This window comes from Micromonospora sp. DH13 (genome assembly GCF_020873825.1).
GTDB lineage: Bacteria > Actinomycetota > Actinomycetes > Mycobacteriales > Micromonosporaceae > Micromonospora > Micromonospora haikouensis.
The window spans coordinates 66,442-92,827 of sequence record NZ_JAHWGR010000012.1 but is presented as its reverse complement, the minus strand read 5'-3'; the positions used below and the strand labels follow the sequence as shown (position 1 = coordinate 92,827).

At 73.7% G+C, this 26,386-nt stretch carries 24 protein-coding genes, 1 tRNA gene and 2 pseudogenes; 11 read left to right on the top strand and 16 right to left on the bottom strand.

What is annotated here, in order from left to right; all coding sequences use genetic code 11:
• Window positions 1–123: 123 nt before the first annotated feature.
• From LPA42_RS14270 to LPA42_RS14235, 8 genes are all read right to left on the bottom strand, one after another.
• A complete protein-coding gene (locus LPA42_RS14270) occupies window positions 124–2,070 on the bottom strand; it encodes a conjugal transfer protein TraB (RefSeq protein WP_228986609.1) in 1,947 nt (648 codons plus the stop codon).
• Window positions 2,067–2,453 (bottom strand): hypothetical protein, encoded by a 387-nt coding sequence (locus tag LPA42_RS14265; protein ID WP_077938634.1) that lies wholly within the window; start codon window positions 2,451–2,453, stop codon window positions 2,067–2,069. Before LPA42_RS14265 ends, LPA42_RS14270 begins: the two co-directional genes overlap by 4 nt.
• 145 nt (window positions 2,454–2,598) lie before the next feature.
• Window positions 2,599–3,063 (bottom strand): Pycsar system effector family protein, encoded by a 465-nt coding sequence (locus LPA42_RS14260; protein WP_077938635.1) that lies wholly within the window; start codon window positions 3,061–3,063, stop codon window positions 2,599–2,601.
• A gap of 87 nt (window positions 3,064–3,150) precedes the next feature.
• On the bottom strand, window positions 3,151–4,005 hold the full coding sequence (locus LPA42_RS14255) for an ABC transporter permease (RefSeq protein ID WP_228986608.1): 855 nt from the start codon (window positions 4,003–4,005) through the stop codon (window positions 3,151–3,153).
• The gene (locus LPA42_RS14250) at window positions 4,002–4,166 is read right to left on the bottom strand and encodes a hypothetical protein (RefSeq protein WP_158229439.1); all 165 of its coding nucleotides are present in this window, start codon (window positions 4,164–4,166) and stop codon (window positions 4,002–4,004) included. The genes LPA42_RS14255 and LPA42_RS14250 overlap by 4 nt, the downstream gene beginning before the upstream one ends.
• Window positions 4,166–4,474 carry a hypothetical protein gene (locus tag LPA42_RS14245; RefSeq protein ID WP_077938655.1) on the bottom strand — a complete coding sequence of 103 codons (309 nt, stop codon included), beginning with the start codon at window positions 4,472–4,474 and terminating at the stop codon, window positions 4,166–4,168. Before LPA42_RS14245 ends, LPA42_RS14250 begins: the two co-directional genes overlap by 1 nt.
• A gap of 228 nt (window positions 4,475–4,702) precedes the next feature.
• Window positions 4,703–4,954, bottom strand: a complete 252-nt coding sequence (locus LPA42_RS14240) for a DUF6284 family protein (RefSeq protein ID WP_077938640.1) — start codon at window positions 4,952–4,954, stop codon at window positions 4,703–4,705.
• A gap of 363 nt (window positions 4,955–5,317) precedes the next feature.
• The gene (locus LPA42_RS14235; RefSeq protein WP_228986607.1) at window positions 5,318–5,563 is read right to left on the bottom strand and encodes a helix-turn-helix domain-containing protein; all 246 of its coding nucleotides are present in this window, start codon (window positions 5,561–5,563) and stop codon (window positions 5,318–5,320) included.
• A 136-nt stretch (window positions 5,564–5,699) separates the two neighbouring features.
• On the opposite strand from LPA42_RS14235, the gene LPA42_RS14230 reads away from it, so the two are divergent.
• On the top strand, window positions 5,700–6,977 hold the full coding sequence (locus tag LPA42_RS14230; protein WP_228986606.1) for a hypothetical protein: 1,278 nt from the start codon (window positions 5,700–5,702) through the stop codon (window positions 6,975–6,977).
• On the opposite strand, the gene LPA42_RS14225 is transcribed toward LPA42_RS14230, so the two are convergent.
• The gene (locus tag LPA42_RS14225; protein WP_077938642.1) at window positions 6,957–7,991 is read right to left on the bottom strand and encodes an NAD-dependent epimerase/dehydratase family protein; all 1,035 of its coding nucleotides are present in this window, start codon (window positions 7,989–7,991) and stop codon (window positions 6,957–6,959) included. The genes LPA42_RS14230 and LPA42_RS14225 overlap by 21 nt on opposite strands.
• A gap of 253 nt (window positions 7,992–8,244) precedes the next feature.
• On the opposite strand from LPA42_RS14225, the gene LPA42_RS14220 reads away from it, so the two are divergent.
• Window positions 8,245–8,991, top strand: a complete 747-nt coding sequence (locus tag LPA42_RS14220; protein ID WP_144082702.1) for a hypothetical protein — start codon at window positions 8,245–8,247, stop codon at window positions 8,989–8,991.
• A gap of 19 nt (window positions 8,992–9,010) precedes the next feature.
• Here LPA42_RS14220 and LPA42_RS14215 read toward each other — a convergent pair whose 3' ends face one another.
• The 4 genes from LPA42_RS14215 to LPA42_RS14200 all read right to left on the bottom strand — a co-directional run bounded on the left by LPA42_RS14215 (window position 9,011) and on the right by LPA42_RS14200 (window position 12,415).
• Window positions 9,011–10,510: a tyrosine-type recombinase/integrase gene (locus LPA42_RS14215; protein ID WP_077938643.1), complete on the bottom strand. Its 1,500-nt coding sequence runs from the start codon at window positions 10,508–10,510 to the stop codon at window positions 9,011–9,013.
• A gap of 68 nt (window positions 10,511–10,578) precedes the next feature.
• A tRNA-Arg gene (locus LPA42_RS14210) sits at window positions 10,579–10,651 on the bottom strand.
• Between the two features lie 126 nt (window positions 10,652–10,777).
• Window positions 10,778–11,872, bottom strand: a complete 1,095-nt coding sequence (locus tag LPA42_RS14205) for an alpha/beta fold hydrolase (protein WP_198956639.1) — start codon at window positions 11,870–11,872, stop codon at window positions 10,778–10,780.
• A 96-nt stretch (window positions 11,873–11,968) separates the two neighbouring features.
• Window positions 11,969–12,415 (bottom strand): HPF/RaiA family ribosome-associated protein, encoded by a 447-nt coding sequence (locus tag LPA42_RS14200; protein ID WP_077938645.1) that lies wholly within the window; start codon window positions 12,413–12,415, stop codon window positions 11,969–11,971.
• A 337-nt stretch (window positions 12,416–12,752) separates the two neighbouring features.
• Here LPA42_RS14200 and ssb point away from each other — a divergent pair.
• From ssb to LPA42_RS14180, 4 genes and pseudogenes are all read left to right on the top strand, one after another.
• A pseudogene (gene ssb, locus LPA42_RS34435) lies at window positions 12,753–13,184 on the top strand (single-stranded DNA-binding protein); the annotation flags it as partial.
• Window positions 13,185–14,070: 886 nt separating this feature from the next.
• Window positions 14,071–15,177: a cobalamin biosynthesis protein gene (locus tag LPA42_RS14190; RefSeq protein WP_228986604.1), complete on the top strand. Its 1,107-nt coding sequence runs from the start codon at window positions 14,071–14,073 to the stop codon at window positions 15,175–15,177.
• Complete coding sequence (locus LPA42_RS14185) at window positions 15,174–16,718, top strand: cobyric acid synthase (RefSeq protein WP_228986603.1); 1,545 nt, start codon at window positions 15,174–15,176, stop codon at window positions 16,716–16,718. Before LPA42_RS14190 ends, LPA42_RS14185 begins: the two co-directional genes overlap by 4 nt.
• 275 nt (window positions 16,719–16,993) lie before the next feature.
• Window positions 16,994–18,055, top strand: a complete 1,062-nt coding sequence (locus LPA42_RS14180) for a hypothetical protein (protein WP_077938647.1) — start codon at window positions 16,994–16,996, stop codon at window positions 18,053–18,055.
• Between the two features lie 70 nt (window positions 18,056–18,125).
• Here the strand turns inward: LPA42_RS14180 and LPA42_RS14175 are convergent, their stop codons facing one another.
• The gene (locus LPA42_RS14175) at window positions 18,126–18,527 is read right to left on the bottom strand and encodes a rhodanese-like domain-containing protein (protein ID WP_043966639.1); all 402 of its coding nucleotides are present in this window, start codon (window positions 18,525–18,527) and stop codon (window positions 18,126–18,128) included.
• Between LPA42_RS14175 and LPA42_RS14170 the strand changes: the two are divergent.
• The 4 genes and pseudogenes from LPA42_RS14170 to LPA42_RS14155 all read left to right on the top strand — a co-directional run.
• Window positions 18,462–19,326 (top strand): annotated as a pseudogene (locus tag LPA42_RS14170) (uridine kinase); the annotation flags it as partial. The gene LPA42_RS14175 and the pseudogene LPA42_RS14170 sit on opposite strands and share 66 nt — an antisense overlap.
• The gene (locus tag LPA42_RS14165; RefSeq protein WP_198956641.1) at window positions 19,319–20,671 is read left to right on the top strand and encodes a dipeptidase; all 1,353 of its coding nucleotides are present in this window, start codon (window positions 19,319–19,321) and stop codon (window positions 20,669–20,671) included. The pseudogene LPA42_RS14170 and the gene LPA42_RS14165, both read left to right, overlap by 8 nt.
• Before the next feature lie 113 nt (window positions 20,672–20,784).
• Window positions 20,785–20,991: a hypothetical protein gene (locus LPA42_RS14160; RefSeq protein ID WP_043966249.1), complete on the top strand. Its 207-nt coding sequence runs from the start codon at window positions 20,785–20,787 to the stop codon at window positions 20,989–20,991.
• 266 nt (window positions 20,992–21,257) lie between these two features.
• Window positions 21,258–22,895 (top strand): ATP-dependent DNA ligase, encoded by a 1,638-nt coding sequence (locus LPA42_RS14155; RefSeq protein ID WP_198956642.1) that lies wholly within the window; start codon window positions 21,258–21,260, stop codon window positions 22,893–22,895.
• 58 nt (window positions 22,896–22,953) lie between these two features.
• On the opposite strand, the gene LPA42_RS14150 is transcribed toward LPA42_RS14155, so the two are convergent.
• Together LPA42_RS14150 and LPA42_RS14145 are read right to left on the bottom strand one after the other, a co-directional pair.
• Complete coding sequence (locus LPA42_RS14150; RefSeq protein ID WP_228986602.1) at window positions 22,954–23,712, bottom strand: hypothetical protein; 759 nt, start codon at window positions 23,710–23,712, stop codon at window positions 22,954–22,956.
• A gap of 236 nt (window positions 23,713–23,948) precedes the next feature.
• Entirely contained in the window at window positions 23,949–24,770 is an 822-nt protein-coding gene (locus tag LPA42_RS14145) for an SURF1 family protein (RefSeq protein ID WP_077938652.1), read from the bottom strand.
• Between the two features lie 220 nt (window positions 24,771–24,990).
• Here LPA42_RS14145 and LPA42_RS14140 point away from each other — a divergent pair, with 220 nt between their 5' ends.
• Complete coding sequence (locus LPA42_RS14140) at window positions 24,991–26,382, top strand: cobyrinate a,c-diamide synthase (protein ID WP_077938653.1); 1,392 nt, start codon at window positions 24,991–24,993, stop codon at window positions 26,380–26,382.
• Window positions 26,383–26,386 lie beyond the last annotated feature (4 nt).

The window sequence follows — 26,386 nt, the reverse complement described above, 5'->3', positions numbered from 1 at the left end:
TGGTTTCGGGCGTGGTCGACCGGCCGTGGATTCCACGTGGATTCCACGGCGAGTTTGTCTAGGTGGGGGGCCGTGGAATCGGTGTGGATTCCACGTGGATTCCACGGCCCCGACAGGGCTGCGTCAGGCGGTGCGCAGGATGCGGTACCGGCCGTTGCGGTTGATGGCCATAAGCAGCGGTTGGTTACCGGCGGTGAGCTCGGCGAGGGCCTTGGACAGCCACTTGGCCGTGTAGCCGGTCGCGGCGAGCACGTCACCCAGGTCGGCCGGTCGCACCTCGGTGTGTCCCTGGGCGGCGAGGGCGCTGATGTGCTCGCGCAGGATCGCGCGGGCATGCTCGGGGCTGGACTGCTGGGGCAGAGCGAGGGAGAACCGGCGCGGCGTGGGGGTGGTGTCGAGTTCCTGTGAGGGGTCGACGTCGTCGGGCGGGTCGTTGGGGTTGACGCCGGGGCGGGCGGCCATGGCGGGCACCTCCTGGTCCTCATCGTCGTCGGCGGCCGGTTGGGGGCCGGGTGACGGCTTGACGGTGTCGGTGGGCATGACAGGCGCGAGAGCACGCGCGGTGACCGGGTCGAGCGGACGGCGGACGGCGGTCCAGCCGGTGACTGCGGCGGCCAGGTCGGCGCGCTGGGCGAGTTCCGAGCGGCAGGGGATCGGCCACCGGCCGGTGGGGATGCCGGGCGACTCGATGTAGAGGTAGCCGGGTTTGCTGCTGCCCCACGACTCGGGGGATGCTCCGGCGTCGACGGTTTCGCCGGAGAGCGCCAACGACGGGTCGTCGCGGCTGTCGATGCCGAAGCACACGTTCGTAGCGAACTGGCTGCGGAGCGACGTCGGGGCCCGGTCGTGGGTCCAGCGCTGCTGGGACAACACGAGGGAGATGCCGGCCGACCGTGCCCGTTCGGCCACCTGAACGAGGGCTGGGTGACCGGACCACGCGGCCGACTCCTCCACCCACACCGTCAGGTGCGACAGCGAGCATCCCGGCATCCACTCGGTCAGGTCCTCCCGGCCCAATGCCTCAGTGCGGGCGGGGATGACCTGCTCGGCGAGGACGTCGAAGAACGCTTCCGCGTGGTCGTCTTCGGTGACCAGCAGCGTCAACCCGCCCTTGACCGGCTTGACGGTCTGGTCTCGCTTGACGGTGTCGACCACGATGAGCGCGCCGTCGGTGCGGGTCAGGTAGTCGGTCATGACCACCAGGGCCCATTCGGTCTTGCCCGAACCGGTCATGCCGGTCGCCCGGACGTGGGTGGCGGGGCGGACGCCGGGCCGGCCGGTGAGCCACAACCCGACCTGCTCGCCGTCCTCGGCGATGCCGAAGCGAAGCGGCGCGTCCCCGACGGAGCGGCCGGGGGCGGACGGGCCGGCCCACGGGATCGTGTCGCGGAGCTGGTCGACGGGCACGACTTCGATGCGGCCGGTCCGCACCGAGTCGGGGTCGCGGTGCACGCGCACGGCGGTCGGGGCGACGTCGAGGGCGGAGGCGATGGACTCGCGGGAGCCCTCGACGTCGGAGAGGGTGTCGCCGTGCGGCATCGTGATCGACGCTTTGACCTTCGCCCCGTCGATCTTCGGTCGGCCGATGCGGGCGTCGCGCAGCGCGGCGACCGCATCGGCGAGCCCACCGCCGGTGGTGCGGGCGGGTTGCTCGTCGGGGTTGGCCTTGGCCATAAGCCGCATCACCGCGACCGCGACCGACGCGGCGACGGTGCCGCCGGCCCACACGTCCAGCCACGGCCGTTCCCACGGTGCGCCGATGGTCGCCCCCAGCGCCCATACCGACCCGGACGCGGTGAGCAGGGTCGCCACCCGCTGCCGGATGACACCCCGGGCGCGACCGGTGGCCCAGGTCAGCGCGGTGAGTCCGCCGCCGGCGGCGGTGATGCCGGCGGCGGCCCACGGGTTGCTGCCCCACCAATGGTGCGACGCGGCGGCGGCCGGCCACGCGAGGAGGCAGCCGGTGGGGCAGGCGAGGTAGGGCAGGAGCGCCGAGCGCAGGTCGACGTTGTAGGTCATCGGGGACAGACCGCCGTTGCGGGGCATCCGGGACGGGCGGGGCCGCTTCATCGGCCACCCCCGCCGCCGTTGGTGAAGCGGAAGTCGGACTTGCGGGGCCGGTGGCCGACGGCCTCCAGCTCGGGCAGGTAGACGGCCTCGAAGCGGGTCGACGCGGTCACGATGTACTGCGACGCGACCACCAGGGCATCACTCGCGTGGGTGATGGGCTTGGCGACCTGGCGGGCGCGCGCCCGGCCGGTGAGTCCGCCGATGACCACCCCGCCGGAGACGGCCCGAAGTCGGGCGTCCAGCTCGGAGGCGGTCACGCCCAGCTCCAGGGCGGCGGCGTGCAGGACCCGGCGGGTGTCGTTGAACCACTGGGACAGGGCGACGTTGTCGGTGAGGGCGTCGGCGCCGGTGAAGATGCCACGCTGATCGTGGGTGCCTGCCATGCTGATGGTTCTCCTTCGTGGAGGGCCGGGCGCGGAACGTTTCTCAGGCGTGCGCCGCGCCCGGCGCAAACAGGTGGGATGGGGCCGGTCGGCCCCCGCACCCACCCGAACCCTTCGGTGCGGGTGGGCACGGCCGGGTGACCGGTCAGCCGAGCAGCAGGACGAGAGCGGCGGTGACCGCAGTGCCGGCCAGGCCGCACAGGAGCAGGTCGACGGCGGTACGGACGCGGCGGTACTTCGCCACCGTCGTGCGCGACAGCCACACCAGCTCGTGCGCCCGCAGCGACGCCATGCTCAGCGGCGGCAACGCGGCGTCGGTCATCAGGTCACCCGGGGCGCTGACGGCGTAGCGGATCAGGCCGTGCCCGCCGCCGAGCGACGGACGCACCGCGCACGCCAACAGGGCCACTGCGACACCGATCACCGCGACCGTCACCGCGCCGGTGGCCAGGGCGGAGGCGGGCAGGTCGGCGCGGGCCAGCACGGCCAGGCCGACGGTGAGGGCGGTGCCGGCGATCGTGAGCAGCGTCGAGGCTTTCGCGTCCACGCGCACCAGCTCGGCGCGCACGGTGGCCAGTTCAGTGGTCAAGAAGCTGGTGTCTGGCACCATCAGAGGTCTCGCCTTCCATCAGGAGGAGTGAGGGCCGGCGGCACGGCGCAGGTTTCCTAGGCCCAGGGGCCGTGCCGCCGGGCAGAGCTAGTCGTCGGCGTGCATCAGGTGCGCCAGGGCCGCGCCCATGCCGAGCACGGCGACGGGCAGGCAGGCCACGAGGGTGGTGATCCACCACGGGGCCGAGGTGACCCCGGCGGCGATCAGCAGGTGATAGGCGACCTGGCCGAGCGCGCCGATGGCGAGGGAGCCGAGGGCGGACCACTTGGCGAACCGGGCCGCCCGTGCGGGTACGCGGCCGGAGAGCCACACGTAGAGGGCGAACGCCCCGTACGTCTCGACGCCGATCGGGAGAGTGATGGCGGTGTCGATGACCCACCCGGACCCGATGCCGGGCAGCAGGTTGACCTTCCCGAACCCGGTGAGCTTCCCGAGGCCGACCCAGCCGCCCCAGATCGCGACGAACGCGGGCAGGGCGAGCAGGATCACCGGCCACACCACCGCCCGCCGCGACCGGCCGGGCCGAATCTTGGTACCCGGGCTTTCGACCGCGCTGACCTGCTCGACCGGCGAGACGGTCACCGGCGGCGGGGCGGGGGTCGGGTCCGGCGTGGGCTGCTCGGGCCGGTCGGGCGTGTCCGGGTCCGTGTCGACGGTGGTGGTGTCCGGGGTGGGGTCGACCGGGACCAGCACCGGCCGGTCGGCGAGGCTGCCACGCAGCACCATCGCGGCGTGCAGCGAGTCCGACCGGGCCTGCCGGGCGCGCTCCTCCCGCAACCGGGCAAGCAGGTCGTTGGCCTTCTCCGATCCGATCCGGAACCGCTTCATCAGCCGGTTGCGCGACGGCAGCGCGTCCAGCTCGTGAGCGAGCTTCCGGGCGGCCGGAAGCAGTTCGTCGACGGGTTGCGGGTAGCGGGTGCCGTTGATCGTGGGGGCGGTCATCGGGTGCCGTCCTCTCGGGTAGTGGTGGGGGCGGTGCAGCACTGGCCGTCCGGGGCGGGGCAGCCGTGCAGGCACGCGCCGCAGGACTGCTCGGCGCAGTGCTCGCCGGTGTCGTCGGCGGCGCAGGCCTCCGGGTCGCAGATGCAGCAGGCGGGGGGCATCAGTCCACCGCCACGGCGGCGAGCGCGTCGGCGGTGGCCGTGTCCAGCGGCGTAGCGTCGAGGTAGTCGGTGGCGTCGGCGTAGATCTCCCAGCCGTGCCACGTCGGGTAGGCGTTCAGGGACCGGACCGGGCGACCGTCGTTGTTGACGCGCTCACGCTCGCTGATCAGCAGGTTTGGGGCGTTCAGGCCGGCGGCGTCGAGCCAGGCACGCAACTCCGTGACCGACCCGAACGTGATCGCCATGGAACTGCCGTCGCTGTGGACACGGATGCCGGTCGGGGCGGCGAGCAACAGCAGCTCGGCCATCACCGCGCGGTGGCTCTTGCGGTCGGTCATCGCCGGGTCTCCTTCATCCTCGGGGTCGGCAGGTTCAGCGCGTGCCCGATAGCGAACGGGGCGAGCATCACGGCAGGGCCGCCGAGCAGGATCAGCAGCAGAAACAGCCAGTTCACGGGGCACCTTCGATCGACTGGGGGAAGCAGGCCGGCTCGGTGCAGGCCAGCAGGTGACGCGGCAGCCGAGGGACGACGGTCATCACGCGACTCGCCGAACCGGGGCACCGCGTACAGCGAGCAGGGCTCGTGCCTCGCGGAGCACCCGGCGCTGTGCGCGGCGCAACCGCTGCCAGTCCATCTCGCTCAGTACGGCGTCGCTGAATAGGAGCGTGATCTGAGCGTCGAGCAACATCACCTCTGCCTCGATCAACGGCATCTCCTGCTCGATCGCGGCGAGGTCGGTGGCGCTCGGCTCCCGGAACTCTTCGGGGTGTCTCTGCGGCTCAGCCACGTCGGCTGTCCTTTCGATCTAGAAGGGGTTCGATTCAGAGACGCGATTCTCTGTTGCGCAACAAGGTAGCGATACGCGGCGAGGTTGCGCAAGTGGGTAGCGGTAACGTTGTTCGGGTGACTGACCCTCGCGGCGAACTTTCAGCAGCTACGGAGCGCTATCGGGCTACCGAAGCGGCGCATGATGCGGCACGTGAGGCGGTGGTCGCGGCCGTCGTTGCCGCGCTCCGCCAGGGCGTCGGGCCAACCGAGGTAGAGAAGCTGTCGCCCTTCAGCGGTGCGTACATCCGGAAGCTCGCGCGGCAGAACGACGTACCGGCCGCGCCTCCCGGCCCCAAGCGTGCGGCTCGGTGATGGCGAGCGGTCAGCTGGCCTTCCGTCGCGTGTAGTCCTCGGCGTCGACCAGGCCGGTGGCAAGCGCGGATTCCTCCATGTCGTCGAGGACCCGAGCGGGGATGACCAGTCGGCCACGGACCTTGATGGCCGGGAACTGCCCAGCGTGGATCGCTCGGTATAGCGTCACCTCCGACATGCCGAGGATGGTGGCGACCTCCGACACGGAGTGGAAGCGGGGGCGCGGGTGATGGGTGATCGTGCGTACGGTGCTCAACCTGATCTCCTGAACCATCGGGTGGGGCTTGCTCTTGCCGTCTGGAACCAGTGAAATCGATGGAAGGCGCTTCGGCGACGCAAGTCGAATGCAAAGCACGGCAAGGCAGTGCAACCCTCAGCCACGGGAGACGGCAATGACGAGGATCGAGCGGTGGACCGGCGCTCTGGCTTGTCTTCTCCAGTCGGCATCGGGCATGACGAACGAGAGCTTTGCGACGTGGCTTGGTATAGCGGTCAGAACCGTCGCCTACTGGCATAGCCGGCCGGACACCGTGCCCGGAAACTCAAACCAGGAGATCCTTACTGCGGCGCTGGACCGAGTGTCCGACGCGGTGCGGGATCGCTTCTTCCGTATGGTTGCTGATTCGCTCAAGCAATCCGGAATTCCTCGCACGGGAAACGTCGTTCTCGACGTTGTGAGTGACGCCGCGAATTCTGTTGCCAATGATCCCTTGTTGACCAGTGGCCCGGTCGGAGCCGAATCGATCGAGTCGCTACAGGAGGAAATGGCGCTGCTGGCGCGTGCCGGTGGGATGGCCGCGTTCGACACGTTCACCAGCGCCCGTCGTTTGCGGGATGAGGCCAGGAAGCTGGCTGAGCGCACCCGCAGGCCGGGCGACCTCGCTGACCTGTACGTCATCGTCGGCCAAGGGACGGCGCTCATGGCGTCCACCGCGTTCGACCTCGGGCACTGGAACGACTCAGCGGCGCTCGCGCGGGCTTCCACCCAGTACGCAGACCTTGCCGGGCACGCTTCGCTGAAGGCGTGGACGTACGGCCTGCAGATGACGTTGGCGAACTGGCGCAACGAACCCGATGCCGCGCTGACCTACTTTGCCCGCGCGATGCGTGCGGCTCCCGAGGGTGAGCCGAGACTCCGGCTCCGGTACATCGCTTCCCGCTCTCACGCCCTGCTGGCCGATGCGGAATCGGTCGCCGAGGTGTTGGAAGCGGCTCGGCGCGATCGGGATATGGCGGCTTCCCGTCCCGATGATCTCAGCCGGTCGGTCGGCGGTGAGTTCGCATTCGGGGAAGCCAGAGCGGCGGCGTGCGCGGCGGCGGCCTGGCTGGATCTGCGCAACGGCGAGCAGGCGGCGAAGTACGCCCGTGAGGCGTTGCAGGTCTATCAAGCTCTGCCGCTGTCCCGCCGGCCGTACTCCCAGATCAATGGGACGCAGATCGACGTTGCCGCTGCACACCTGCACATGCGCGACCGAGACGGCGCGGCCGAAGCGTTGCAAGGCGTTCTCGATCTACCGGCGCAGAAGCGAAACGTGTCGCTGACCGGGCGGCTGGAGAAGGTCGGTCGGCTACTGACCACGCCCGCGTGGCGCGAGGACTCGGAAGCGCAGCAACTCGCCGAACGAATCTCCGTCTGGCTCGCAGAGACGTCAGCCCGTCCGCTCTCCTGACGCTCGCCACGCGGCGAGCACCCACGCTTCCTTGTCACGGCTGAGCCCGATTTCGGTGGCCCGGTCGTGGGCGCTCACCTCCTCGGTCTCGACCAGCCACCGCCAGGTGTCGGCGACGGTTTCGGCCAGCGGCCGGCAGAGCAGGCCGGCTCGGTGCGCATGGGACGGGTCAACTCGCCAAACACCCTCGAAGGTGCGCCAGAGCGGCAGCTCGGACCACTGCCGCACGCCCTGGTCGAGAAGCACGTCATCTGGCACCCACTCGAACCGCGGTGCGGCGCTGGTCGCGTCGGCGCACGCCGCGAGCAGCTCCCCGAACGTGGCCCCGCCGACGGGGGCGCAGACGTTGAACGCGCCGGAGATGCCCTCGGCGGCGGTACGCAAGGCGAACGCGGCCAGGTCGCGGACGTCGACGGGCTGGATCGACCGATCCGGCGAGCCCGGCGCGAGAACCGTCCCGCCGGCAGCGACCCGGCGCAGCCACCAGGGCAGCCGGCCGACGTACTCGCGCGGACCAAGCACCACACCGGGCCGTAGGACCGTTGTCCGATCCGGGCCGAACGCGGCCAGTGCGGCAGCCTCGCACCCCGACTTCTGGTAGCCGTACTGCGTCGGCCCGTCCTCCGTGTCGGTGCCGTAGTCCGGCCCGGCATCCGGTGGGCAGTACAACACCTCGGATTCCTCGCTGAGCGGCTTCACCGGCCAATCCCGGTAGACGCTCACCGTCGACATGAAGACGTACCGGCCGGCGACGGGATCCAGCGCGCGAGCCACGTCGAGGGTGTTCCTGGGTACGTAGCCGGAGGTGTCCACTACCGCATCCCAGGGGCCGGCGGCGGCTAGGACGTCGACGTTGGCCGGCTGCGTCCGATCGCCCCGGACCGCGCGCACGCCATCGACGTCCGGCCCGGAGGTGCCCCGGTTGAACGTGGTCACGTCCCACCCTGCGTCGAGGGCAGCCGTGACAACCGCGCGGCCAACGAACCAGGTTCCGCCGAGCACCAGCAAGCGCATGGGCCCATCATGGCCGAGCCAGGGCAGCGGTTGGCGAAGGAACGCAAGTTGGCCCGAGGTTCGTTGCCGCACCCGTCCACCTTGGAGATAGCAGGGCTTGATGAGGAAGACCATACTGTCCGGCGTGTTGTTTGCTTCAGTACCGACCCCAGCACCCACAGTCGTGGTGTCGCCTTCCCTCACGTCGGCCGAGGTCTCCCCTGTGCTGCCGGCCAGCCCGATTCCGGAGCCTTCGATCACCGGGCTCGTTGACATGGTCAACAAATCGCCGGGTTTCATCGGACAAATCACTCCGGGCTCATGGCCTGATTGGCTGGCAGCGGCAGGGACATCGCTAGCTTTCCTAATCGCCGCCATCTCCTACGCACGTAGCGTCAAGGAGCGCCGCGAAGGGCAGGCGCGGCTCGTTTACTCCAAGCTAATTAGCCTCAAATTCCATGATCCTGGCACCCAGTTTGAGATGCTTCCTGATGGCGCGAGAATTGGTTGGACGGATGCCCGCTGCGCGGCCATCGTACCGCCCTCCTCGCCGGAGGATAAGGCTCGCCATATCGCGCTCGCGCCGGTAATTCAGCTGACCGCCGCTATTCACAACGGTAGCAAGGAACTTATTGGCCCGGCCAAGGTTCAGGTCGTGAACACTGGTCGGAAGAAAACCTACGGTGACTTCGCCGTGATGGTTGATGCCGTTGGCCCGGAAAGCGAGGCAGTCGTGGACTTCGTATGGCCTAACGTTGACCATCCAGGGCAGCCTGGTCTCGGAACTACCTTGATTTTTCGTGATGCCAGCGGTCGATGGTGGCGACGGCACCTGGCTGAGCCCGTGGAAGCTGTGCACAACGATCCCGAGAACGGAGTTGAGCCTTCGGCCCAGCGCGCTATCTGGGCGGCCAACGCGCGCAAGATGGGGATCGAACCATCTCCGGAGCCTAAGGTGTCTCTCCGTGCCCGTGGGTATCGTCTTTACCGTAGGATGCGAGGAAAGTCGCCCATTCCGTGAACGGCCATTCTCCCACTCGCTATGTAAGAACCTGTGGTGGCCTATGCCTCAGGACGGTTGCCCGTCTACCTCGGGAGACGTTGACCAGGCCGTCTGCTGCCAGGAGAGCCACTGCGCGGTGAGCGGTACCGACTGAGGCCCCATGTGCCGCAGCCAACTCGGTGACCGTAGGAAGCGGTTCGCCTGGCTTGAGACTTCCGGTGCGGATCTGCTCGCGAAGTTCCTCGGCAATCACCCGGTACGGGCTGTTCGGCGGAGTGGTCGACGTCGGGCGGGTCGGCATCCGGGCGGCGAGCGTCCCGGCGGCACGCTGGTCGGACTCCGACAGCCATGCGGCGTAGACCCTGAGCGTGGTGGTTCCACCGCCGCCGTGACCGAGCCGGCCGGCGACGGTCCGCACGTCCACACCTGCATTGATCAGCTCGGTGGCGGAGTAGTGCCGCAGTGCGTGAATGTGGCTGTCGATGCCGAGCCGCTTGGCGAGCCGGCCGTATCGCTGGGTGATGGTGTCGGGGCGGTAGCCGCGACTGTTGTCCGGCTCGGGGGAGAAGACGTAGTCGGCCGGGTCGGGCGTCGCGTCGAGCTGCGCCAGGCGGTCGACGTACCGCGCGTGCAGCTCGGTGAGCACGGCGACCGTCTCGGGGTCGAGGGCGACCCGTCGTTGCTGGTGGGTCTTGGTGTCCTTCTCCTGTAGCGCGCCGTCGGCGTCGAGGTAGGCGCTGCGCCGAAGGGTCAGCACGCCGGCGGCCAGGTCGAGGTGATGCCAGCGCAGCGCGGCCAACTCGCCCCGTCGGGCACCGGTGGTCATGGCGAGCCAGACCAGCGCGCCCCAGTCCGGGTCGCGCCACGACTCGGTGATGATGCGGGCGGCGTCGGTCGGGTTCGGCGGCTGCGGGTCGGGGTGCGGCGGGGCAGGTGGTTCAGCCTGTGCGGCGGGGTTGACCGCGATCCAGCGCCACCGCACCGCGCGACTCAGCGCACCGCTCAGGATCCAGTGGATCTGTCGTACGGACGATGGGCTGAGCGGCTTGCAGACGTGCGGGCGGCATCTCGCGGTGCAGGTGTGCTCGCCCTTCAGCCGGTGCGTCACGAACGCTTTGCCACCGCACCAGTCCCGGCAGCGGCGCAGACTCGCGTAGAACGACTCCAACGTCTCGGCGTCAAGCCGACCGACCGGCAGCTTGCCGAGCGTCGGCCGTACGTGCTTGTTCAGCTTGTTCTCGTACCCCATGCGGGTGGTGGCCTCGATGTCGGCCACCTCAAGCCATCGGTCTAGGAGCTGGTCGAGCGTTGCGCGAGTGCGCGGGTTGCGCCGCTCGTCGACCTGGGCCAGCAACCGGGTGCGTGCCTTCTCCGCTTCCTTGGCGGCGGTGCGGCCGGCGGGGATGACCTCGGTCAGGTAGTGCCGCTTGCCGCTGATCGGGTCTACCCCCGCGTAGACCTTCACGCGGAGTGACCCACTGGGCAGGGTCTCGACCTCGCCGCGCTGCCGCTTCGTGCGTCCGTTCGAACTCGCCACGCGGCAAACCTAGCTCGCTCGCACCACGGATAGCCCCACGCGGCTCGATCGGCTGAGAGAAAGTGCTGTGCGCCCGGCAGGATTCGAACCTGCGGCCTTGGGATTAGAAGTCCCCTGCTCTATCCGCTGAGCTACGGGCGCGCGCTGGTGGGTCTCGCGCCAAGAGGGTACCGCCGCGCCGAGGGTGCCCGGCGCGACGGGGCGGCCCGTCGACGCGCGTTCAGCGTCGCACGGCCTGGTGCCGGCGGGCACCCCTGTTTCGCCCGGTCAGCTCGCTGCGGCGGGCTCCGCGCTCGGCGTGGTCGCCTCTGCAGGTGCCCGACTGGCCGGCACCTCGGGCGTCGGCTGGGCGGCCGACTCCTCGGCCGATGGTGCGTCGCCCGGCTCCTCGGGCGTCGGCTCCTCTGGCGTCGGGCCGGCGGCGAGGAACGCCTCCGCCCACCGGCCCACCTCGACGAAGACCTTCTCCCGCACGGCGGGGCCGGAGAGGGTCAGGTCGTGCATGCCGCCGTCGAAGCGGGCCAGGGTCACGTGCCGGCCGAGGCGGGGCGCCCAGCGGACCATGTGCTCCACGTCCAGGACCGCGTCGGCGAGCGCGGCCGAGTCGTGCCACTTCGTGCCCCGGAAGGTGCGGGTCGAGCAGGCCAGCAGCACCGGCACCGGGATGTCGAGGCCGGCGCGGAGCTGCCGCTGACCGGCGCGGACCGCGTTCAGCCAGCCGGCCCGGACCGGGAACCCGGCGAGCGGCTTCCACGCCAGGTCGTACGTCCACTCGCCCCGATGGTCGGCGTGCAGGCTCTCGCCGTACACGGTGCCGAGGCCGAAGGGGAGGCGGCGGCGCGGCGCGCTGCGGCCCAGGCGCGAGACGGCGGCCGCGAGGGGTCTGCGGACCACCCACGGGGCGTTGATGTCGAAGAAGGGGCTGTTGAGCACGAGCCCGTCGATGATCCCGGCGTCGCGTCGGGCGTGCGCCCAGAGGGAGATGACGAGGCCGCCGGTCGAGTGGCCCATGACCAGCAGCGTGTCGTGGCCGTCGTCGGTGCGGACGATCTTCGCGGCGGCGTCCAGCTCGGGGAAGTAGTCGCTGAGGTCGCGGCAGAAGTTCGGGGTCTGGTGCGCGAGCAGGCTGCGGCCGTACTTTCGCAGGTCGAGGGCGTAGAAGTCCCAGCCTCGCTCGGCGAAGAAGTCGGCCACGTGGGTCTGGAAGAAATAGTCGACGTACCCGTGCACGTAGAGCACCGCGCGGCGGGTCGGCCGGTCGGCCCGGCGGCGGACCAGGGTCGCGACGACCGGGCCCTCGTCGTCGGTGCCCAGGTCGATCGTCTGCCGCTCGTACGGCGGCCCCAGCACATCCGGTTCCACGACCGCGACGGTACGCCCGCAAGCTACCCGACGGTAGCCCCGCCGGGGAGATGGCGGCCCGCCGTGGCGGACACCACCTCCCCGGCGGGGATCGGATCAGGCGGTCTCGGCGTCGGCCCGGGGCGCGTCGCTGCCGGTGTCGGCGTCGGTGTCGTCCAGTTCGGTGCCAGGCAGGCCCGCCTCGGGCTGGCCGGTGTCGCGCAGCCGCTTGTTGTTGCGCGGCTCCTGCCGGGTCTTGGCGTCGTTGAGCCGGCGGCGCAGGTCGTCGCGGACGTCGTTGAGCGCGGCGTGCAGGTCCTCCTCGGCGGAGGTGGTGACGATCTTCTGCCGGCCGGCGATCCAGCACTCCAGGGTGACCTTCTGCCCCCGCGCCTCCCGGTCCTTCACCGACACCTCCAGCTCGGTGGCGTCGGCGTGGAAGCCGGCCAGCCGGGCGTCGAGGGTGGCGAACTGCTCGGCGATCCAGTTCCGGTCGCCCTGGGAGAAACCGGCCCCGACGCGCAGGCACTCGGCCACGGTCGCGGGGTTCGCCACGGCGCTCATCGCTGCGCCTCGCCGTCCGTGCGGACGGAACCGGTCGTACGGGGTCGGCAGGAAGTCATGTCCCGTGGCCTTTCTGATCGGACGGCGTGCCGTCGGTGGTGCTCGCTTGATCAAGGCTGTACCCAGTCACGGGCCGTCCGGAAACGCCTCTGGCGGGTCGCCCGTGCCGCTTCCCGGCCGGGGGCCTAGCACATCCGAGCTTGATCAGGTCTTTGTCCACAGGCCGTCGGCTTGTCCACAGGCGGCGGCCTCGCGGTGGCGGCGGGCCGGCCGGGGCGGCCAGTGTCGGCGGCGAGTCGACTCACGATGGCAACCCCGATCTCTTCCTGGAGGGGCGATGTTCGATACCTACGTAACGATCGTCGGCAATGTTCTGACGGCGCCGGAGTGGCGGCGTACCACCCAGAGCGGCACGCTCGTGGCCAACTTCAAGGTGGCCTCCACCGCCCGCCGGCTCGACCGGGGCAGCGGCCGGTGGGTCGACGGAAACAGCCTCCGCGTCCGCGTCAACTGCTGGCGGAAGCTGGCCGAGGGGGTGGCTGCCTCCGTGATGGTCGGCGACCCGGTGGTGGTCGCCGGGCGGCTCTACACGCGCGACTGGACCGACGACGCGGGCAACCACCGCACGGTGTACGAGCTGGAGGCGGTCGCCGTCGGCCACGACCTGTCCCGAGGGCGGGGGCGGTTCCTGCGCAACCGGCCGAACGTGGCCACCAGCACGGTCGAGGACGACGAGGCGGAGAGCCGGGTGAACGGCGAGCCGACCGAGCGGGTCCCGCGCGGGCAGGCCCCCAGCGGGCCGGAGGGCCGCCCCTACGACGAGGACTTCGAGCCGGACGACTTCGCCCCGGCCCGTGCCTCCTTCGACCCGCGTGGCTTGGACGAACTCGACGAACGGGACGACCTGGACGACGGCTCCGCCGACGACGACGGGCTCGGTGAGGACGACGGGTTCGACGCCAGTGGCGGGATCGACGGGGGCGGCGGGATCGGCCGCAACGGCGGGATCGGCGGGGGCGGCGGGATCGGCGGCGGTGGCGCGGGTCGTCCGTTCGGCGGGGTTGACGCGCTCGGTGACGACGAGGAGCTGACCGGGGCGGGCGTGGCCGGTGCTGGCCCGTCCCCGTCCGGTGGCCCGCTGCCGTCCCCGTCCGGTGGCCCGCTGGGCCTGTCCGGGCACGACGGGCTGTCCGCCGGGGCCGGATCCGACGGCTCCGCGCCGTCCGGCGAGGAGGTCGGCGAGGAGGCTGGCGGCGCGACCGACGGGGTGACCCCGACCCGGCGCGGTCGGCGGGGTCGGGGCCGGGTCGGCGCACCGGCCTGACGGCCCGGCGGCGGACGCCGACCGAGGCGCGGCAGGCTGACCGAGGCGCGGCACGGGGCGCACGCCGGTCGGGCGGCCGGCACGGGGCGCACGCCGGCCGGGGCCCGGCACGGGGCGGGCTCGGGCCGGAGGAGTGATCATGTCGGGGACATGGCGGTGTCCTGGCGCTGGGATACCGCCATGTCGCCGACATGACGTCGCCCGAGCGGTGCCCGGCCCGGCCGACCCTCGCCCGAGCGGTGCCCGGCCCCGGTCCCGGACCCGATCCGGGCGGCATGACGCCGCCCCGCTGAGGAGCGGCGGCTAGGCTGCCGGCCGGAGGTGGTGCCAGGTGCGGCAGTCGATCGCCGTGGCTAACGCGGCAGGGCTGGTGGCGGGGTACGCGCTGGACTCCCTCCTCGGCGACCCGCGACGCTGGCATCCCGTGGCCGGGTTCGGCCGGGCGGCCGGTGCGCTGGAGCGGCGCGTCTACCGGCCGGACCGGGTAGCCGGTGCGGCGTTCACGGCGCTCGCCGTGGCCGTGCCGGTGCTGGTCGGGGCAGCGGCGACGGTGGGCACCCGGCACCGGCCGGTCGCTCGGGCAGTGCTGGTGGCCGCCACCACCTGGACGGTGCTCGGCGGGCGCACCCTGCGCCACGAGGCGAAGGTGATGGGTCGCGCGTTGCGCGGCGGGGACGTGCCGGCGGCCCGCCGCCGGTTGGGGCACCTGTGCGGGCGGGACCCGTCGATGCTGGACGAGCCCGAGTTGGCACGTGCCACCGTCGAGTCCGTCGCCGAGAACACCTCCGACGCGGTGGTCGCCCCGTTGCTGTGGGGGGCGGTCGCCGGGCTGCCCGGCCTGCTCGGCTACCGGGCGGCGAACACGCTCGACGCGATGGTCGGTCACCGGTCGCCGCGGTACGCCCGCTTCGGCACCGCGTCGGCCCGCCTCGACGACCTGCTCAACCTCGTGCCGTCCCGGCTGACCGGCCTGCTCACCGTCGCCGTGGCCCCGACGGCGCACGGCGACCGGGGGCGGGCCTGGCGGGTGTGGCTGCGCGACCGTGACGACCATCCCAGCCCGAACGCAGGGCAGTGCGAGGCGGCGATGGCGGGCGCGCTCGGCGTGCGGCTGGGCGGGCGCAACGTCTACTTCGGGCGGTCGGAGGTGCGGCCGTACCTCGGGGACGGGCCCCGTCCGGAGGCGCGGCACCTGAAGCGCGCGGCACGGATCTCCGGGGCGGTGGGGCTGGCCGCGCTCGGGCTGGCCGCCGCCTACCCGGTGACGGTCGGCCGGCTGGTCGGCGCGGCGGCGAGGACCGTGCTGAGGAGGACCACCGCGGCGGGCGCTGCTGTGGCGGGGACCACGCTGAAAAGGACCGCGGCGGCGGCGGGGACCGCCCTGACGAGGACTGCGGCGGCGAGGGCGGGCCGGTGGGGCGGGGGAGAGGGCAGGTGAGCGGGGGGCTGCTGGTCGCCGGCACCACCTCCGACGCGGGCAAGAGCGTGCTCACCGCCGGGATCTGCCGCTGGCTGCACCGGCGCGGGGTGAAGGTCGCCCCGTTCAAGGCGCAGAACATGTCGAACAACTCGGCCGTGGTGGTCGGCCCCGACGGTCGGGGCGGCGAGATCGGCCGGGCCCAGGCGATGCAGGCGGCGGCCTGCGGCGTCGACCCCGACCTGCGGTTCAACCCGGTGCTGCTCAAGCCGGGCAGCGACCGGTCCAGCCAGGTGGTGCTGCTCGGCGAGGCCGTCGACACGGTCACCGCCGGCAACTACCACGCCCTGCGACCCCGGCTCGCCGAGGCGGCGTTCGCTGCGCTGGCCGAGCTGCGGGAGGCGTACGAGGTGGTGGTCTGCGAGGGGGCCGGCAGCCCGGCGGAGATCAACCTGCGGGCCGGCGACTACGTGAACATGGGGCTGGCCCGGCACGCCGGGCTGCCCACGATCGTGGTGGGTGACATCGACCGGGGCGGGGTGTTCGCCTCGATGTTCGGCACGGTCGCCCTGCTCGACCCGGCCGACCAGGCGCTGGTCGCCGGTTTCGTGATCAACAAGTTCCGGGGCGACCTCGGGCTGCTCCGGCCGGGGCTGGACATGCTGGCCCAGGTCACCGGGCGCCCCACGTACGGGGTGCTGCCCTGGCACCTGGACCTGTGGCTGGACGCGGAGGACTCGCTCGCGTACGGCCGGGTGCTCGGTCGGCCGGCGGCCCCGCACGGCACGGACTGGCTGGACGTGGCGGTCGTCCGGCTGCCCCGGATCAGCAACGCCACCGACGTGGAGGCGCTGGCCACCGAGCCGGGCGTCCGGGTCCGGCTGACCGTGGAGCCGGCCGAGCTGGCCGCCGCCGACCTGGTCGTGCTGCCCGGCTCGAAGTCCACCGTGGCCGACCTGACCTGGCTGCGGGAGACCGGGCTGGCCGACGCCGTGGCGGCGCACGCGGCTGCCGGAAAGCCGCTGCTGGGCATCTGCGGCGGCTTCCAGATGCTCGGCCGGGCCGTGCACGACGAGGTGGAGAGCCGGGCGGGCAGCGTCGCGGGGCTGGGCCTGCTGCCGGTCGAGGTCACCTTCGCCGCGCGCAAGACCGTCCGGCAGGCCGCCGGCACCGCCGCCGCCGACCCGGGCGTCCCGGTCCGGGGGTACGAGATCCACCACGGGCACGTCTCGTCGGCCGACCCGGGGCTGCCGCCCCTGCTGGCGTACGCCGACGGCACCGGCGAGGGGGCCGTGCGCGGCGCGGTGTGCGGCACCCACTGGCACGGGGCCTTCGAGTCCGACGCGTTCCGCCGCCGGTTCCTCACCGAGGCGGCCCGCCTCGCCGGCCGTACCGGGTTCCGGGTGGCCCCAAACACCAGCTTCGCCGCCGCCCGCGAGCGTTCCCTGGACCTGCTCGGCGACCTGGTCGAGGAGCACCTCGACACGGCGGCCCTGTGGCGGCTGATCGAGTCCGGTCCGCCCGCCGGCCTGCCGTTCGTCCCACCCGGAGCGCCGCGCTGACCAGGTACCCCAGCCATCCGGAGCGCCGCGCTGACCCGGCCCCCAGCCATCCAGCGCGTCGCGCCGAACCCACCCGGAACCCGGAGCGCCGCGCCGAAAGGGGCTCCGGCCATGCGGAGCGAGCGTCGCGCCGACCGGCTCCCGGGTACCGCGCCGGCAGTGACGTGTCGCACATGTCCGGACACGCGCAGGTCGGCGACCGCGAGCCGGATCCCGGGTCGCCGCCGCCCCCGTCGGCGGCCGTCGGGGCCCGGCGCGCTCGCTAGGCTGCGCCGATGATCTTCAATCGCAGGGGGAAGCTGGCGGACCGGGTCGCCGACGTCGAGGCGGCCGTGCGCGGGCGCGACGGTGACGCCATGACCAGGGCCGTGGCGCGGGTCTGGCAGGCGGCGCAGCAGGCGTCCGTGGCGGAGCTGGACGCGGTGCTGCCCCGGTGCGTGGCGCTGCTGCCGCAGCTCGGGACCGGCGCGGGCGGCCAGTTCTCCGTCCTCTGCGGCGCGCTGGTCGAGCTGGGGGCCCGCCCCGACGAGCTGGTCACCCCGGCCGCCGACGGGCTCGCCGCCGCGCTGGCCGGCGCGCACCGCTTCCGCTCCGGCTGGCAGCGGGTACGCGGCGACGACGCCCTGCCCGACCCCGACGATCCCGCCACGATGGACGACGCGCTCGCCGCCCTGACGGAGGCGTACGACGACGAGGCCGCCGCCATCGACGCGGTCCAGGGCTGGTACGCGGCCGGCACCTGGGCGATGCCCGTGATCACCCTGTTGCAGCAGTCCGCGTCGGTGCGCGCCTCGTTCCCGCACCGGGAGCGGCTGCTGGAGGTCGGTGCCGGGCTGGCCGGCGAGCGGCCCGACCTGGAGTGCGTCCTGGGCCTGCTGCGGGTGCTCGACGGCGAGCGGCTGCTGGTGCTGCACCGGGCCACGGGCCGGGGCTGGCGGGTCACCATCGACGGGGTGGCCGACAACTTCCAGCTGCACACCCTGCTGGCCGGGGCGCTCGCCGGCCCGGCGGAGCGGGGGCTGATCGAGGGGCTGACCGTCGACCCGGCCTGGGTGGAGGTGGCCACCGACGCGCCCGAGGACCGGTTCGGCGGCACCGTCGTGGGCAGCTTCAACCTGGTTGACGGGCACGGCAAGTGGATCTGGAACGAGGGCTCCCCGGCGGATATCCCGCTCTTCGAGGGTGCCCGCGTCGTGGTCCTCGACCCGCCGCCGTACCAGCGGAGCTGGAACAACATCCGGCGGTTCCCGCTGATGTCGGCGGCCCTGACGGTCGACGGGGCGCTCACCGAGGCCGAGGCGGCCCACTGGCTGGGCCGGGTGACCGAGCCGGCCTGACCGCCGCCCGGTCCCAGCACCGCCGCCCGGCCCGAGCACCGCCAGCGGGCGGTCAGTAGCGAGCGGGCGGTCAGTAGCGGATGTCGGCGGGGCGGTCGGACATGGGCAGCCCCGCCTCCCGCCACGCCTCGACGCCGCCGACCAGGTCGGTGGCGCGGTGCAGGCCGAGCGTCCGCAGGCTCGCCACGGCCAGGCTGGAGCTGTAGCCCTGCCGGCACACCACCACGATCTCCCGGTCGTACCCGGTGGCCTCGGGGATGCGCCACTCGCTGGCCGGATCGAGCCGCCACTCCAGCACCGTCCGGTCGATGACGACCGCGCCGGGCAGGTCGCCCTGATCCCGGCGCTGCGCATCGGTGCGGGTGTCGACGAGCAGCGCGCCGAGGCGTACCGCCTCGACCGTCTCGTGCGGGGTCAGCCGGCGGACCCCCGAACGGGCCTGTTCCAGCAGGGCGTCGATGCCCGGGCTCATCACGTTGTGGCGCACGGCACGATCATGCCTGCGGCCCGGGGACTCCGCGCAACGAAACGGCCTCGGTTCGACCGGACGACGTACGGCCGACGTGCCCGCCGGGGCGGACCGCTAGCGTCGGGGCCGTGGGGGTGCCGGTCGTCGAGACGTACGCCGGGCTGGGCCGGCGGGTGCTGGCTGGGCCGGCGCGGTTGGGGCGTACCCGACTGGTGGCGGTCGACGGGCCGAGCGGCGCGGGCAAGAGCCTCTTCGCGGCGCGCCTCGCGGACGCCCTGGCGGCGCTGCCCGGCGGCGGGCGACCACCGGTGGTGCACACCGACGACCTGCTCGACGGCTGGGCCGACCAGCTCACCTTCTGGCCCCGGCTGGAGCGGTGGGTGCTCGCCCCGCTGCGGGCCGGGCAGCCGGGGTCCTACCGTCGGTACAGCTGGGTGCGGCACCGTTTCCTGCCCGGCGAGCTGCCCGTCCCGCCCGCCGGTGTCGTGATCGTCGAGGGGGTGTCGGCGGCGCGGGCGGCCGTCCGGCCCGAGCTGACCCTGTCGGTGCTGGTCACCGCGCCCGCCGAGCTGCGGCTGACCCGGGCCGTCGCCCGGGACGGGCCGGGGATCCTGCCCGAGCTGCGCCGCTGGCACGTCGGTGAGCGCGCGCACTTCGCCGCCGACGGCACGGCCGACGCGGTGGACCTGGTCGTCGACGGCGCGCCGGACGTGCCGCACGACCCCGGGACCGAGTACGTCCGCCGCCGGCCTCGGTAAGGCCGGCATACGATGCCGGTCATGACCTCACCGATCATGTCCGACGCCGAGGTGCGGGCCGCCGTCGCGCGGGAACTGCCCGGCGTCCGCGCCGACCTGGAACGACTCGTCCGCATTCCCGGCATCGCCTTCGACGGCTTCGACCACTCGCACGTCGAGCGGTCCGCCGAGGCGGTGGCGGAGCTGCTGCGTGGCTGCGACCTCGACGTGCGGATCGTGCGGTCCGGCGGGCAGCCGGCGGTGATCGGGACGCGGGCCGCCCCGCCCGGCGCGCCGACCGTGCTGCTCTACGCCCACCACGACGTGCAGCCCGTGGGCGACCTGTCGCTGTGGGAGTCCGACCCGTTCGAGCCCGTCGAGCGGGACGGCCGCCTCTACGGCCGGGGCGCGGCCGACGACAAGGCCGGGATCATGGCGCACGTCGCGGCGCTGCGCGCGTTCGGTGACCGGCTCCCCGTCGGCGTGGTGATCTTCGTCGAGGGCGAGGAGGAGTACGGCTCGGACTCGCTGGAGCGGCTGCTCGCCGAGCACCGCGACGCGCTCGCCTCGGACGTGATCGTGATCGCCGACTCGGCCAACTGGGACGTCGGCGTGCCGGCGCTGACCACCTCGCTGCGCGGCATCGTCAACTGCTTCGTGGAGGTCCGCACCCTGGACCACGCCGTGCACAGCGGCATGTTCGGCGGCGCGGTGCCCGACGCGCTGACGACGCTGGTCCGGCTGCTGGCGACGCTGCACGACGACGCCGGGGACGTGGCGGTCGCCGGGCTGTCCGCCCGGGAGGGCGCGACCGTGGACTACCCGCAGGACCGGTTCCGGGCCGAGGCCGGGCTGGTCGACGGCGTGTCGCTCATCGGCACCGGCCGGATCACCGACCGGATCTGGACCAAGCCGGCGCTGGCCGTGCTCGGCATCGACGCCCCGGCCACCGGCGAGGCCCCGAACGCCCTGGTCCCGGCGGCGAAGGCCAAGCTGAGCGTGCGGCTCGCGCCGGGCGACGACCCGCAGCGGGCGTACGCGGCGGTGCGCGAGCACCTGACGAGGCACGCCCCGTGGGGCGCCCGGGTGGCGGTGACGCTGGAGCACGACGGTGCCCCGTGCGTCATCCACGCGTCCGGCCCGATGTTCGACGCGGCCCGCGACGCCTTCCGTACGGCCTGGGACGGCACCGAGCCCGTGGACATCGGCATCGGCGGGTCGATCCCGTTCATCGCCACGTTCCAGGAGATGTTCCCGCAGGCGGCGATCCTGGTGACCGGGGTGGAGGACCCGCACGCCCGGGCACACGGGCCGAACGAGAGCCTGCACCTCGGCGAGTTCGCCCGGGTCTGCGCGGCCGAGGCGCTGCTGCTGGCGAAGGTGGCCGCGGCGGCGGAGCGGGGCCGCTGAGGCGCGGGTGACGCCGCCGGCACGAACCGGAGTTAGGTGACGGAACCGTAACGTCCCAGTTCATCGGGGTGTTTTCGGCGTGTCGCGGGACAGCCTGGTATAGCCTTTCGAACATGAGTACGAACGAGGTGATGGCGCGGCTCGGGGCCGCCGTCAGCGCTCTGGGGGACGTGGACGTCTCCGCGTGGTCCGAGGACACGCTCAAGGAACAGCTCGGTGACCTTTCCACCGCCCTGGTGACGCTCGACGCGCTGCTCTCCCGCGTCGCCGACGAGGTGCGCGCCCGCGGCCTGCGCATCGAGGAGCCCGTCGCGGCCTGACCGTGCGGCCTGGGGTCGTGGCTCGACCGGCTGTGCGCGGTCGCGACTCGACCGGCTGTGCGCGGTCGTGGCTCGACCGGCCGTGCGTGGTCGGCGCGGGCCGGGCTCCACCGAGACACCGGTCCCCGCACGCTGGGGGGCGGCGGGGACCGGGCGGTCCGGGCATCCGGCACGGGTGCCGGGCCGGGGTGACGCGGCGGCTCCGGAAGCGGCAACTTCCGGTGGCGTTCCGCGTATCCCCAGCGGTGTCGGGGGTGGCTGGCAGGATGGGGTGCGTGCGGTTCCTCGACCTGGCGGCCACCTCCGCCGCCGTGGGCGCGACCACCGGCCGGCGGGCCAAGGTGGACCTGCTCGCGGCGGCGCTGCGGGCGCTCGACCCCGCCGAGGTCCCGGCGGGCGCCGGTTGGCTCGCCGGTGAGCTGCGGCAGCGGCAGACCGGCGTCGGCTGGGCCGGGCTGCGTGACCTGCCGCCGCCGGCCGCCGAGCCGACCCTGACCGTCCGCGCGGTCGACGCCGCGATCGACGACATCGCGTCGGTGGCCGGCCCCGGCTCCCAGGCCCGCCGCCGGCAACTCCTGCACGGACTCTTCGCCGCCGCCACCGCCGACGAGCAGCGGATGCTGCGCGGCCTGTTCAGCGGCGAGCTGCGCCAGGGCGCCCAGGCCGGGCTGCTCGCCGACGCGGTCGCCCGCGCCGCCGACGTGCCGCTGGCCGCCGTACGCCGGGCGCTGCTGCTCGCCGGTGACCTGCGGGCCGTGGCGGTGGCCGCCCTGGGCGGCGGCGCGGCGGCGCTGGCCGAGTTCCGGCTCCGGGTCGGCCGGCCGCTCGCCCCCATGCTGGCGTCCAGCGCCCCCACGGTCGACGACGCGCTGGCCGCGACCGGCGTCCCCGCCGTGGTCGACGTGAAGCTCGACGGCATCCGCATCCAGGTGCACCGCTCCGGCCCCGACATCGCGGTCTTCACCCGCAGCCTGGACGAGATCACCGACCGGGTGCCCGAGGTGGTCGCCGCCGTGCGGGCGCTGCCCGCCCGGGAGCTGGTGCTCGACGGCGAGGCCATCGGGCTGGACGACACCGGCCGACCACTGCCGTTCCAGCAGACCTCCAGCCGGGCCGCCCGCCGCTCCGCACCGGCCGCCGCGGCCGGCTCGCCCGACGACACGCCCGTGTCCTCACCCGTCGCCGACGGCATCGCCCCGGTCGCCCCGGCCGTGCGCGCCGCCGCCGAGAGCACGGGCGAGGCGGTGCTGACACCGTACTTCTTCGACCTGCTGCACCTCGACGGCGACGACCTGATCGACCGGCCCGGCCGCGAGCGGTGGGCGGCGCTGGCCGGCGCGGTCGACCCGACGCTGCTGGTCGGCCGGATGACGGTCGACGACACCGAGGCGGCCGGGGCGGCCTTCGCCGCGGCGCTCGACGCCGGGCAGGAGGGCGTGGTGGTCAAGAACCCCGACGCGCCCTACGACGCCGGGCGGCGCGGCGCGGCCTGGGTCAAGGTGAAGCCGCGGCACACCCTCGACCTGGTGGTGATCGCGGTGGAGTGGGGCAGCGGCCGGCGCAGCGGCTGGCTGTCCAACCTGCACCTCGGCGCGCGGGACCCGGCCACCGGCGAGTTCGTCATGCTCGGCAAGACGTTCAAGGGGCTCACCGACGAGGTGCTGCGCTGGCAGACCGAGCGGTTCCTCGCCCTCGCCGTGGAGCGCGGCGACTGGGTGGTGCGGGTCCGCCCCGAGCAGGTGGTCGAGATCGCGTTCGACGGGGTGCAGACCAGCTCCCGCTACCCGGGCGGGATGGCGCTGCGCTTCGCCCGCGTGGTCCGCTACCGCAGCGACAAGACCGCCGCCGAGGCGGACACCATCGACGCGGTCCGGGCGCTGCACGTCGGCCACATGCCGTCGTGATGTCGGCGGGTGGCGGCATCCCGAGCTGCGGATACCACCACCTGCCCGACACGACCGGTCAGGCTGACAGCGACCGGGCGTAGTTGACCTGGTTGTTGATGTGCATGACCTGCCCCTGGTCGGTGACGGGGATGCGGGCCACGTACTGGTGGGGGCCGTTGCTGACCGTCACCTGCACCGTGCCGTAGTGCCGGGTCTCCTTGATCAGCAGGAAGAGCAGGCTGAAGATGGTGAGGCAGAAGAAGCCGAGCACGGCGCAGACGATCGCCCAGGTGGCGACCTTCTGCTCCGTCTGCCAGTAGTCGGCGACGTGCCACTGCGTCCCGGCCAGGGGCAGCACGCCGGCCGGGGTGCGGATCTCCGGCGGGGTGACCATGATCTCGCCGATCTGCACCGCCACCACGGAGGACGCCCCGTACTGCGGGGCCCCGAGCGGGCCCGCCAGCGCCGGCGGGTAGGGCCCGGCCGGCGGCGCCGAGTACGGTCCGGGGCCCGGCGGCACCGGGAACGCTCCGGTGGCGGGCGGCGCGGAGTACGGTCCGGGGCCCGGCGGCGCGGAGAACGGTCCGGTGGCGGGCGGGGCCGAGTACGGGCCGGTGGCGGGCGGGGCGGAGAACGCGCCCGTGCCGGGCGGTGCGGAGTACGGGCCGGGCGGCGCCGAGTACGGCGCGGCGGCCGGCGGCACCGGGAACGGGGCCGTGGCCGGCGGCGGGGCGAACGGGTCGGCGGTGGCCGGGAAGCCCGCCGGCGGGGTCGAGTACGTCGTCGAGCGCGGCGTGACCGCCCACGGGTCGGTCGACGGATGCGTCGCGGTCACCGGCTCGGGGGAAGGCAGGCCCGGGGAAGCCGGCCCCGGCGAGGGCAGCTCCGGGAAGGGCGGGCCCGAGGCGGGCGGCTCCGGCGGGTGTGGTGGCGGCGTGGGATCAGGGGTCACCGCGACCCCCCACGGTAGTCGATCACCCGGCGGACACTACAACTTCCCGTCGCGCCCCGGCGACCCGCCGAGTGTCCGGTTTCCGCAGCGAGCCCGGCCGGGGAAATGCCCGGCGGCGGTCAGGCGGGGGTGCTCGGGGAGGGCTCGGCGGCCCGGTCGAGTGGCTTCGCCGGCCCGTCCAGCCCGGCCGCCCGGCGGGCCTCCCGCCGTGCCACCCAGCCGTAGCCGAAGAGCGTCATGACGGCGAAGATCCACCACTGCACCACGTAACCGAAGTTCTGCCAGTTGTTGGTGTGCCCGATCGGCACCGCCTGGAAGACCGGGTCGGCGGCCGGCGTCTGCTCGTCGAGCAGGACGTACGCGCCGTAGACCGGGTAGGGCAGCTCCCGGGCCAGCCGGGGGACGGCGATCCGCCGGGTCTCCAGCCGGCCGTCGCGTCGGTCGACGGCCCCCGCGCCGCTCTCGGTCGGGTGCACCCGGCCCACCACGGTCACCTTGCCCGGCGGCACCGGCGGCAGCTGCGGCTGCGCCAGGGCCCCGCCCGGGGCGGGCGGCACCCAGCCCTGGTCCACGAGCACGGCCGTGCCGTCGGCGAGGACCAGCGGGGTGACGATCTCGAAGCCGACCCGGTTGTCGACCGTCCGGCCCCGGACCAGGACGATGTTCGCCGTGTCGTACCGGCCGGTCACGGTGACCCGCGACCAGGTGGCCTCGTCGGCGGGGGCCGGGCCGGCGGCGCCGCCGCCCCCGGTGGGGGCCGGCACGGCGTCGCGTAGCGGCACCGGCGTCATCCGGCTGCCGGCGTCGATCCGCTCGTTGATCGCGGTGCGGCCCCGGTAGCGGTCCAGCTGCCAGTTGCCGAGCAGCACCATCACGGCCGCGGCGACCAGGGTCAGCGCGAGGATGCCCAGCCAGCGTGGCGTCAGGAGGAACCGGTACACGCGTCGAGGCTACCCGCAGGACCGCCGTCACCAGGCGACCGGCCCCGACCCGGTGACGGGCGGCGCGGCGCGCCCCTCCGGCGCGACCGCGCGACGAAACCCTCCCCCCGCGACGCGAGCCGTTCGGCGGCCGCCGGGCGTCCGTCCGGGCGGGTATCGTCACGCGGGCGGATCGGGGGGCCGACCTCCGCCGCGTACCACCCCGCCGGAGGAGTCGCTGATGACCGTCGTGCCGCGCCTCGTGCTCAGCGCGCCGTCCTCGGGTCACGGCACGAGCGCGGTGGCGCTCGGGCTGCTCGCCGCCTTCGCCGAGCGGGGCCTCGACGTCGCCGGGTTCAAGGTCGGGCCGGACCAGGTCGACGCCGGCTACCTGGGGCTCGCCGCCGGCCGTCCGGGGCGCACCCTCGACGCCCGGCTGGTCGGGCCCGAGCGCGTCCCGGCGCTGTTCGGCCACGGTGCCGCCGGTGCCGGGCTCGCCGTGGTGCAGGGCACCATGGGGCTGTACGACTCGGTCGCCGGCCAGCCGGAGACGGAGTCCACCGCCGCCGTGGCGATCGCGCTGCGCAGCCCGGTGGTGCTGGTGGTCGACGTGGCGTCGATGGGGCAGTCGGTGGCCGCCCTGGTGCACGGCTTCCGGGCGTACGACGAGCAGCTCTGGCTGGGCGGGGTGATCCTCAACCGGGTGGCCTCGCCCCGGCACGAGGCGATGCTGCGCGAGGCGCTCGACGACGTCGGCGTGCCGGTCTACGGCGCGGTGCGCCGCCACGAGCTGCCCCCGGTGCTGCCGGCCCGGCGGCACGGCCTGGCCCCGGTGGTCGGCCGCGACGCCGACGCGCTGCGGGCGGTCCGCCGGCTCGGCGAGGCGGTGGCCGCCACGCTCGACCTGGACCGGCTGCTGACGCTGGCCAGGTCGGCCCCGCCGGTGCCGGGCGAGCCCTGGTCGCCGGAGCCGGCCGAGCCGGCGGACCCGTCGGGGCCCGTGCCGGCCGGCGCGTCCCCGGTGATCGCGGTGGCCGGCGGGCCGGGCGGCGACTACGGCCCCGCCGAGACGGCCGAGCTGCTGCGGGCGGCCGGCGCCGAGGTGGTCCGCTTCGACCCGCTGCGCGACGAGGCGCTGCCCGCCGCGGCGGCCGCGCTGGTCGTCGGCGGCGGCCTCCCCGAGTCGTACGCGGAGCAGCTCTCCGCCAACCGCCGGCTCTGCATCGCGGTGGCGGAGCTGGCCCGCACCGGGCGGCCGGTGCTCGCCGAGGGCACCGGCCTGCTCTGGCTGGCCCGGGAGCTGGACGGGCTGCCGATGTGCGGCGTGCTCGACGCGGTGGGCGCCAGCCGCGACGGCGTGGTGGTCGGCTACCGGTCGGCGACCGCCCGCACCGACAGCGTGCTGGCCCCGGCCGGTGCGACGGTCGTCGGCTACAAGGAGCACCGGGCGGTGCTCACCCCCCGGGCCGGGCAGGCCCCGGCGTGGAGCTGGGACGGCGGCGCGCCCGAGGGGTTCGTCTGGCGGGGCGTGCACGCCTCCCAGCTGATGGTGCACTGGGCCGGGCAGCCCGGGGTCGGTGCGCGGGTCGTCGCGGCGGCCCGGGCCGCCGCGACGCTCGTGACTCCCGCCTGACCGT

Bases quoted from the DNA above. Each gene is read 5' to 3' on its own strand.
- LPA42_RS14270 (WP_228986609.1), bottom strand. From the start codon at position 2,070: ATGAAGCGGCCCCGCCCGTCCCGGATGCCCCGCAACGGCGGTCTGTCC.
- LPA42_RS14265 (WP_077938634.1), bottom strand. From the start codon at position 2,453: ATGGCAGGCACCCACGATCAGCGTGGCATCTTCACCGGCGCCGACGCC.
- LPA42_RS14260 (WP_077938635.1), bottom strand. From the start codon at position 3,063: ATGGTGCCAGACACCAGCTTCTTGACCACTGAACTGGCCACCGTGCGC.
- LPA42_RS14255 (WP_228986608.1), bottom strand. From the start codon at position 4,005: ATGACCGCCCCCACGATCAACGGCACCCGCTACCCGCAACCCGTCGAC.
- LPA42_RS14250 (WP_158229439.1), bottom strand. From the start codon at position 4,166: ATGCCCCCCGCCTGCTGCATCTGCGACCCGGAGGCCTGCGCCGCCGAC.
- LPA42_RS14245 (WP_077938655.1), bottom strand. From the start codon at position 4,474: ATGGCCGAGCTGCTGTTGCTCGCCGCCCCGACCGGCATCCGTGTCCAC.
- LPA42_RS14230 (WP_228986606.1), top strand. From the start codon at position 5,700: ATGACGAGGATCGAGCGGTGGACCGGCGCTCTGGCTTGTCTTCTCCAG.
- LPA42_RS14225 (WP_077938642.1), bottom strand. From the start codon at position 7,991: ATGCGCTTGCTGGTGCTCGGCGGAACCTGGTTCGTTGGCCGCGCGGTT.
- LPA42_RS14220 (WP_144082702.1), top strand. From the start codon at position 8,245: ATGGTCAACAAATCGCCGGGTTTCATCGGACAAATCACTCCGGGCTCA.
- LPA42_RS14200 (WP_077938645.1), bottom strand. From the start codon at position 12,415: ATGAGCGCCGTGGCGAACCCCGCGACCGTGGCCGAGTGCCTGCGCGTC.
- LPA42_RS14180 (WP_077938647.1), top strand. From the start codon at position 16,994: ATGATCTTCAATCGCAGGGGGAAGCTGGCGGACCGGGTCGCCGACGTC.
- LPA42_RS14175 (WP_043966639.1), bottom strand. From the start codon at position 18,527: ATGAGCCCGGGCATCGACGCCCTGCTGGAACAGGCCCGTTCGGGGGTC.
- LPA42_RS14165 (WP_198956641.1), top strand. From the start codon at position 19,319: ATGTCCGACGCCGAGGTGCGGGCCGCCGTCGCGCGGGAACTGCCCGGC.
- LPA42_RS14160 (WP_043966249.1), top strand. From the start codon at position 20,785: ATGAGTACGAACGAGGTGATGGCGCGGCTCGGGGCCGCCGTCAGCGCT.
- LPA42_RS14155 (WP_198956642.1), top strand. From the start codon at position 21,258: ATGGGGTGCGTGCGGTTCCTCGACCTGGCGGCCACCTCCGCCGCCGTG.
- LPA42_RS14140 (WP_077938653.1), top strand. From the start codon at position 24,991: ATGACCGTCGTGCCGCGCCTCGTGCTCAGCGCGCCGTCCTCGGGTCAC.